This is a genomic window from Vibrio sp. 2CM40D, from assembly GCF_023161825.1.
Classification (GTDB): Bacteria; Pseudomonadota; Gammaproteobacteria; order Enterobacterales; family Vibrionaceae; genus Vibrio; species Vibrio alginolyticus.
This window is the reverse complement of the sequence record NZ_JALNTL010000023.1, coordinates 1-7906: the sequence shown is the minus strand read 5'-3', so window position 1 is coordinate 7906 and position 7906 is coordinate 1. Positions and strand designations below refer to the sequence as shown.

General features: G+C 40.7%; 8 protein-coding genes and 1 pseudogene. 8 read left to right on the top strand and 1 reads right to left on the bottom strand.

The features are described from left to right. Window positions 1-92 precede the first annotated feature (92 nt). Complete coding sequence (locus tag MTF70_RS24160; RefSeq protein ID WP_025769045.1) at window positions 93-647, top strand: hypothetical protein; 555 nt, start codon at window positions 93-95, stop codon at window positions 645-647. 124 nt (window positions 648-771) lie between these two features. Here MTF70_RS24160 and MTF70_RS24150 read toward each other — a convergent pair whose 3' ends face one another. Beyond that, the gene (locus MTF70_RS24150; RefSeq protein WP_025769044.1) at window positions 772-1623 is read right to left on the bottom strand and encodes a hypothetical protein; all 852 of its coding nucleotides are present in this window, start codon (window positions 1621-1623) and stop codon (window positions 772-774) included. A gap of 317 nt (window positions 1624-1940) precedes the next feature. Here MTF70_RS24150 and MTF70_RS24410 point away from each other — a divergent pair, with 317 nt between their 5' ends. The 7 genes and pseudogenes from MTF70_RS24410 to MTF70_RS24095 all read left to right on the top strand — a co-directional run bounded on the left by MTF70_RS24410 (window position 1941) and on the right by MTF70_RS24095 (window position 7251). Then, window positions 1941-2066 carry a hypothetical protein gene (locus MTF70_RS24410; RefSeq protein WP_257884104.1) on the top strand — a complete coding sequence of 42 codons (126 nt, stop codon included), beginning with the start codon at window positions 1941-1943 and terminating at the stop codon, window positions 2064-2066. 364 nt (window positions 2067-2430) lie between these two features. Then, the gene (locus MTF70_RS24140) at window positions 2431-2784 is read left to right on the top strand and encodes a VOC family protein (protein ID WP_025769043.1); all 354 of its coding nucleotides are present in this window, start codon (window positions 2431-2433) and stop codon (window positions 2782-2784) included. Beyond that, a pseudogene (locus MTF70_RS24135) lies at window positions 2768-2891 on the top strand (DUF3265 domain-containing protein). Before MTF70_RS24140 ends, MTF70_RS24135 begins: the two are co-directional and overlap by 17 nt. Window positions 2892-2916: 25 nt before the next feature. Further along, window positions 2917-3396, top strand: a complete 480-nt coding sequence (locus MTF70_RS24130; RefSeq protein WP_228076447.1) for a hypothetical protein — start codon at window positions 2917-2919, stop codon at window positions 3394-3396. A 580-nt stretch (window positions 3397-3976) separates the two neighbouring features. Then, window positions 3977-4444, top strand: coding sequence for an NUDIX domain-containing protein (locus tag MTF70_RS24120; RefSeq protein ID WP_025768909.1), 468 nt, complete (start codon window positions 3977-3979; stop codon window positions 4442-4444). A gap of 694 nt (window positions 4445-5138) precedes the next feature. Further along, window positions 5139-5711, top strand: a complete 573-nt coding sequence (locus MTF70_RS24105) for a hypothetical protein (protein WP_025768910.1) — start codon at window positions 5139-5141, stop codon at window positions 5709-5711. A gap of 943 nt (window positions 5712-6654) precedes the next feature. After that, window positions 6655-7251 carry a methyltransferase domain-containing protein gene (locus tag MTF70_RS24095; protein WP_021707498.1) on the top strand — a complete coding sequence of 199 codons (597 nt, stop codon included), beginning with the start codon at window positions 6655-6657 and terminating at the stop codon, window positions 7249-7251. Window positions 7252-7906: the final 655 nt, after the last annotated feature.

Here is a 7906-nt window from a genome sequence, read left to right as displayed (position 1 = left end):
TATGCGTTGGTTTTAGTGGTTAAGGTGTTATGCGGGAGCTTCGGTATTGCGCGCCTCACACCTTAACAAGGCGTTAGGCTTCTGGAGGATTAATGAATTCCATTACTGTTGATACATGTGTGTGGGTAAGACTTATTGATGGAAAAGATGAAGAAGAAATTTTCCAGTTACTAGAACACTGTAAAAAAAATAAAATACAGATTTATAGCTCTTCTCGAGTTTTCAGTTTTGACACTACAAAAATGGACAACGAGCAAAAGAGCAATATTCGAAAGCTGATGGATGAATATGGAGTAGTATTAGACCAGGCTGAATTTAGACTAAACGCTTCGTTATTGGGTTCAGTTCATGACGAAACACCTAGAGAGGGTTTGGGAAGTATTCATACATCTTTGTTAGAAGATAAGTTTATCGGTGTGTTTGGGCCAGACCCCAAAACACTTAATCCAAGGCAAACGGGCAAGAATCTATCAAATTGGATAGGTGACTATGACTCACTCAAGCATCATTACTTGAATCACAGAGGGCTATATGTGACCTACGATACAAAAATATACATGGCTCAAGATATGCGAGATAAAGCCCAAAATGAACTCGACTTGACAATAGTAGATCCAAGTATTGCGCGAGAACAGTTAAAAGCCTAACAAACTGTTCAAGAGTGATTCGCAACGCGTGGCATTTTCACTATGCGTTGCGTTTAGTGTTTAAGGTGGTATGCAGCGGCTTTGGCATTGCGTTGCTCACACCTTAACAGGGCGTTATACAAACTTACATAGTTCCCTCTGAATTTGGAAGATATAGCTCTTCGCATGACATTGAGGTTAGCTCCCTATTTTGTTGTTTTAGTGCCTGTTTTTCCTGTTTGAATTGTTTAGCTGCACAAGATACTACTTGGTCGTCTTTTACTCGAATAAGTAAGTCATTAGTGACCGCATATACAAATTTTTGGTCGGTATGTATTACAGAACCAATGACCGACTTGCCAGACTTTGTGACACGAATTCTGTCACAGCTTAGGACTATATTTTTAGCTTTGTATTCTTCAGAGTTCCAATCAAAGTTTTTACATACTTCACCATTGTTATGTTCAAGAATTTTCCTTCCAGCAATTTCCCCCATGGAGTATGGGGTAAACAAGGGAAGGGCAATAAGTGAAAGTAGGACAAGTAATGCAACTAAAGTGAGTAATTGACCAAAGTAAACTAATGGAAAAGTGAGTAAGGAAGCCAAAGGAAGGTTGCGTTTAACAAGCGGCTCCTTAATTTGCCTTCTCCGGTTAATTTTTAAAGAAAGTTTTTCCCAAACTTTATAGTGTATCAACAGAGCAGTTGCAAAAATGACTACAGTTACAATCAGTGTATTCTGTAAAGGAAAAAACAGTACTTTGAGGTCTTGCAGAATAAACGTCTTAGATAAAATATCTGCAACGAAGTATTGGGAGTATACAAGAGGAGAAAAGATGCTATCTAAAGACGCACCTCTGAATCCAAGAGAACTCATCATCCCATAAAAATATAGAGCTCCAGCAAAGTATGTGTAAAAGGATAATACGAAAGCCACATACTTTGTACGGTCTAGGTTTGTGGAACGTGCAGGGCTATCTTTAACTTGTTTTTCCATTATGTGTTGCTTTGTGTGACTAGTTGATTATAAAGTGCATAGAAATTGAGCTAATGTCAATGGTATTAGTGTGGTACTAACCGTTTGTATAACAAAGCATTTAAGAGTGATTCGCAACGCTTGGCGTTTTCGCTTCGCTCAAGTACAGCCAAGCGTCGCTCACACCTTAATGCGGCGTTAGTTTGCAAGAGGAAAACGCAGCTATATCGCAAGATCTAGTGGTAAAAGCTTAAAGTCGAAATTGTCTTATCGGCATTCAATTTTAGTGTTAACTTGCGTGGTGTAAACTCAAAATTGGTATCGTTTCAACGGTTGATTTGTTCTTTGGTACGGTGGCTTTGGGGTTAACTGAGTCGAACTTTTTTGCTGAAACTCTGCTCGTTGAGTTTGTTGGTGCAAAAGCCGATCTACTCGCTGAAATGGCGTTTTCTATGGTGTGGTAAGTTCATGTGGTTTCAGTGGCTTTGTTGAAAGTCCGTATTGTGAGATTGGTTTTCCAAAAGCGCTTTTTGGTGTTGTTAGTTCGTTTTCTGCGGCGTTGTTTGTTCCACGTGGTTTCATTGAGTCGCCGCTTTGAGACTACGCCTGATTTAAGTGCATCAAAACACATAAGGTTTATTGTTTGCAAAGCTTAAAATAACGTAAAATCAACGCTTTGGGTTTGCAAACTAACAAACTGCTCAAGAGGGATTCGCAACGCGTGGCATTTTTACTATGCGTTGAATTTAGTGATTAAGGTGGTATGCGGCGGCTTTTGTATTGCGTTGCTCACCCCTTAGCAGGGCGTTATGTGGTTGGAGAAAAATTATGAATCCATCAGCGGTTCTTGTTCATGTCCCAGATGTAGCGAAAGGGCTTGAATGGTACAAGAAAGCTTTCCCCGAAGCCGTTCCGATTTACCATCCTGACTTTGACTTCACAGCGCTTGATCTAAATGGTTTCTCACTAGAAATAGTCCAAGCAGACAAAAAGGTTGGGGCTGGTAAAAGTGGTACGGTTGTTTACTGGTCAGTAGATAATTTACGTGTTGCTCTGGCTCATTTTGAAGAACTCGGTGCGTGTCTTTATCGAGGGCCAATGGAGATTGAAGATGGGCTTTCAATGTGCCAAGTTGAGGACCCATTTGGAAACTTAATAGGGCTACGTGGGAAAACCACATAACAAATTGTTCAAGAGGGATTCGCAACGCGTGGCATTTTTACTATGCATTGGTTTTAGTGTTTAAGGCAGTATGCGGCGGCATCGGCATTGCGTTGCTCACACCTTAATGCGGCGTTAGGTTTTCGGAGTCACATGAAGAAAATTCTGTTTATTTTGTGTACGTTGATGTCAGGAGTAGTAATGTCTGAGGGTTTGTTTTTAAGCTCATATAACGAAGTGTCCGAACGTTATGCAATTCTCGATGAGTTTGAAGAGTCTGGGGTGCTTTACCTAACTAAGCCTCAAACTCAAAAGCCAGAAAGAGATGCTGTTGCGTACATACAGTACGTGCCTGTTTCCGAGGAATCTTGGAAGCAGAAAATGAGAGCAGGGGAACCACCACAATTACACCAAGGGCTAGTTTCCAAAACAGCAATTATTGAGAAGACAGTAGAGCAAGATTTTAGCTTTCAATGGTCGGCTGATGGTAATTCAGTAGCCTTACTATATAGAAGCGTTCCCATAGCTTTCGTTACTAAAAGCGAAAAGTATGGTTTTAGCAAAGCGGTTGTATCAGATTCGCCAGTTGTTTCAGTCTGGAATTCAGAGAAGTTTAGTGAACTATTTGAGTAAAAACCTAACAAAGCATTTAAGAGTGATTCGCAACGCTTGGCAGTTTCGCTTCGCTCAAGTATAGCCAAGCGCTGCTCACACCTTAATGCGGCGTTAACTGGCGCAGAAAATATGAAAGCGCAATGATACAGTTTCTAGGTTCAGAGATTTAGCGTGTTCGGTCGGTTTCCTTAGCTGAGCTAATGTGACTAACTTCAGTTTGATACTTAAGTTTACTGATGTGAAAGGCGACACAAAGCCTTCTAATAATATAAGGCATTCGCGATTAGTCCGGCATACTTACATCGCCGAAGTATGGTGTTGTGAGACGCATTTCAAACTAAAGATAAACGGTAATTTTTTGGTTAAATACATATTTGGGTTAGCTTTGCTAATCATTAATTAGCAAAATGAGCTTTGGCGAAAGTGGCTGAAAGAACGGCGAAAACTGAAAGGCGCTCAGTTAACAAGCTGTTCAAGAGGGATTCGCAACACGTGGCATTTTCACTATGCGTTGGCTTAAGTGATTAAGGTGGTATGCGGCAGCATCGGTATTGCGTTGCTCACCCCTTAACAGGGCGTTAGCTTTCAAGGAGGAAAATTGAGCTCAAGTGACTATATCAAAGAGGTTCGTTCTAAGGTTGGAACAATGTCACTTCTTATCCCCGGCGTTGCGGGTGTCATTTTAAATGAAAACAAAGAGCTACTACTTCAGCAAAAATCAGATGGCACATGGAGCCTTCCAGCCGGAATGATTGAACCTCAAGAGTCGCCAGTGCAAGCATTGATCAGGGAAGTTCGCGAGGAAACAGGTTTGGCTGTAAAAGTAGAACGCCTACTTGGTGTATTCGGCGGTGAGGGTTTTGGTTTTACATACCCAAATGGTGATCAAGTTGAATACACAGTCATCATGTTCAAATGTGTAGTAGAAAGTTGTTCTCAATCCGCACTTGATGATGAAATGGTATGCCTTAAATGGTTTTCAAAAGGAAATATGCCAAGGCTTGAGCTGCCTTACCCGTTGGATTGTTTGTTTGCAGAAAATGATTCAGCGTACTTCGTTGGCTAGAAAGCTAACAAATTGTTCAAGAGTGATTCGGCACGCGTGGCATTTTTACTATGCGTTAGGTTCAGTGGTTAAGGTGGTATGCGGTGGCTTAGGTATTGCGTGCCTCACACCTTAACAAGGCGTTAGTACGGGGTTGGCATCAAAGGTTAAAAGTTTCAGTGTTTATTGGTTTCTTTTCCAAGTTTTACAACTGAACGGGCGTGCCTTTCACGTTCTTTCCGGTGGCACTATATGTGGAGTCTTCGCTTTGGCTTCACCGTTTACGGTTTCTAACTTTTTGGCTATTTCTCTGGCGCGGCTTCTTTTGTGTGGTTAGTTTTTTAATCTTAAATTCAGTACGTTGGTGTGGTTGTCAAAGTTCGGTGACCGAATCCTTTGCTAATTTGAAATTGGTCAAAATAGGGTAGTTTGGCGTGTTTTTCTTCTAGCTAACTTGAGTTTTGAGGTTAAGTTCTAGTTTCGCAGTTGCCCCTTCAGCTTCAGCGTTTTAAGCCAACAGTTTCGTGCTATATTTCAATATCTTGGTGCAAACTAAACGGTTTAGGAACAGCGTACTAACAAACAATTTAAGAGTGATTCGGCACGCTTGGCATTTTGGGTATGCGTTGGTTTTAGTGGTTAAGGTGGTATGCGGAAGCATCGGTATTGCGCGCCTCACACCTTAATTGGGCGTTAGCATTTCCTTGGTGGAATAATGGAATATTATAAATATATAGTAGATGCTTTAAGCTCTACGGCAGCTTTTATCGCAATACTGACTGTATTAATTAGTTGGTATAAAAATGCACAGCCTGCATTGAGGATTGAGCGTGTAGTCGTCCATAAAAGACAATCACATAGTGACTACATTATTGTTGTCCGAAATCGAAAATCTTATCCAGTAACCATCAATTCAATATCATGTTATAAAAAGTTATCGTACATGGTAGAAAAAGAGAACGGTCAACCACCTGAATACCGGGAAGCATTATCGGAATCTGATCGAGTATTCTCGAAAAATGAAGTGTTGGAGTTTGCTGCTAACGGGCATACAGACATTCGGATTAAAGGTGGTGTTATTACCGAGGATATATCCAAACTTTTGTTTTCCGCTCAAACTTCTCATGGATATCACAGGCAAGTATGCAAAGATATTTTGACTGTGAACATGACAGGAAAAACCAAAGTAATGGGTATGGAGGTCATGTTCAATACTGAGTCGAAACTAAAAGCAAAGGTAAAGTATGCATGGCTTAGTTTATGTAACATGTGTGCACGGAAAAGCTAACAATCTGTTTAAGAGTGATTCGCAACGCGTGGCATTTTCACTATGCGTTGCGTTTGATGATTAAGGTGGTTTGCGGAGGCATCGGTATTGCGTTGCTCACACCTTAACAGGGCGTTAGCATTTTTTCGAAAAAGTGATTTTAGGAGAGTTACTTGGAGATATCTTCGGCTGCAATGGTAGGCTTTCTAGCAGGAGCATTACCATTCTTAAAGTTCTTTCATGATTGGGTGCTGAATCGAAACCAATTCAGAGTTAAAAATTTAGAGTTCTTTTATCAGTGTTTTGATTCAGAGGCTAATAAAGCAAGAAAGCTCGTAGTAGAACAGCAGTTTAAATCTGTCTTCAAAATTCGAGCTGACTTTGATGTTATTTCACTTTTACTTTCATCGGATAAACCAAGTAAAGCCATTGAGCTTTACCGTTATAGTGATTGTTATGTGGAACCTAAAAACGATCAGTTCGTTCTTAAAACCAAATACACTAGCTCGAAGACTAGAAACTTTGAAAGGTTAGCGAAGTATCCCAGAAATTTCTTTTTCTATATGCTTTGTGCAATGCCATCGGCATATTCTGCTATTTGGGTATACACACAAATCTTAGCCGTCTATTCAAAAGATAGGGTTCTTACGTTATCGCTACTAGGCGGTTTGTTTTTTTGTAGCGACGTTTGCAGTAGTTCTTGCTCGGGTTGCTTACTTAAAGGTTACCGATTCGAGAAGCATCACTTGTGCTGAAGAACTTGTTGCGATTTACGACAAGAGCTTTCAAAGTGAAGTTATGGGTGTGAGAGCAATGCTAACAAGGCGTTTAAGAGCGATTCGTAACGCTTGGCACTTTTAGTTTACGTTGAGTAAAGTGTTTAAGGCGCAATGCAGCAGTTTCAGATGTGCGTTACTCACACCTTAACGCAGCGTTATGTACTTTTATGGAAAATCAGAAATTTATGGATGAAAATGCTGAAATTTGGCGGCAGTACTACGAAAAGGCACTGTCTCGCCCACATTCAAAACGCACTGAATTTGCAGCGCAACTAAATGAGTCAAACCTCAAAGTAGCTACTGACTGTGGTTGTGGAACAGGCAGTGATATCGAATACCTAGAGCAACAGGGTTTTCAAGTTCATGGCTTCGATATTAATCCTGATTCGGTCGCTATTTGCAGAGACAGATTTGGGTCAAAGCCATTAGTGGATATTGCAGAGTCTTCGTTTGAGTCGTTCGACTATCCAAAATCTGGTGTAGTTATCGCAAATTCCAGTTTGTTCTTCGCTGACCCAAACCAATTTGAATCGACTTGGATCAACATTAAATCTTCAATTGAAATCGGTGGGGTGTTTGCTGGTGACTTCATGGGTTTCAAAGACAGTTGGGCTCACAACTATCGTAGTCCTACAACACCGCTATCGGAATCAGAAGTAAAGGCTTTATTCTCAGATTTTGAAATAGTCAGGTTCTTTGAACGTGATGAAAAAGCGAAAACTTCATTGGGTAAAATGAAGCATTGGCATACATATTCCGTGGTCGCGGTGAAACGTACATAACAAAGCGTTTAAGGCAGATTCGCAACGCGTGGCATTTTCAGTTTGATTCAGCTTTTGTGTTTACGGCACAATGGTTTAGCTTAGGTGGCAGCGTTGCTCACTACTTAACGCGGCGTTAACTGGCGCAGAAAATATGAAAGCGCAATGATACAGTTTCTAGGTTCAGAGATTTAGCGTGTTCGGTCGGTTTCCTTAGCTGAGCTAATGTGACTAACTTCAGTTTGATACTTAAGTTTACTGATGTGAAAGGCGACACAAAGCCTTCTAATAATATAAGGCATTCGCGATTAGTCCGGCATACTTACATCGCCGAAGTATGGTGTTGTGAGACGCATTTCAAACTAAAGATAAACGGTAATTTTTTGGTTAAATACATATTTGGGTTAGCTTTGCTAATCATTAATTAGCAAAATGAGCTTTGGCGAAAGTGGCTGAAAGAACGGCGAAAACTGAAAGGCGCTCAGTTAACAAGCTGTTCAAGAGGGATTCGCAACACGTGGCATTTTCACTATGCGTTGGCTTAAGTGATTAAGGTGGTATGCGGCAGCATCGGTATTGCGTTGCTCACCCCTTAACAGGGCGTTATACATTTGGAGCAATATGAAACTTATACAACTAGAAAATATGCTCTACAAGGCGACCAAATCAATAATAG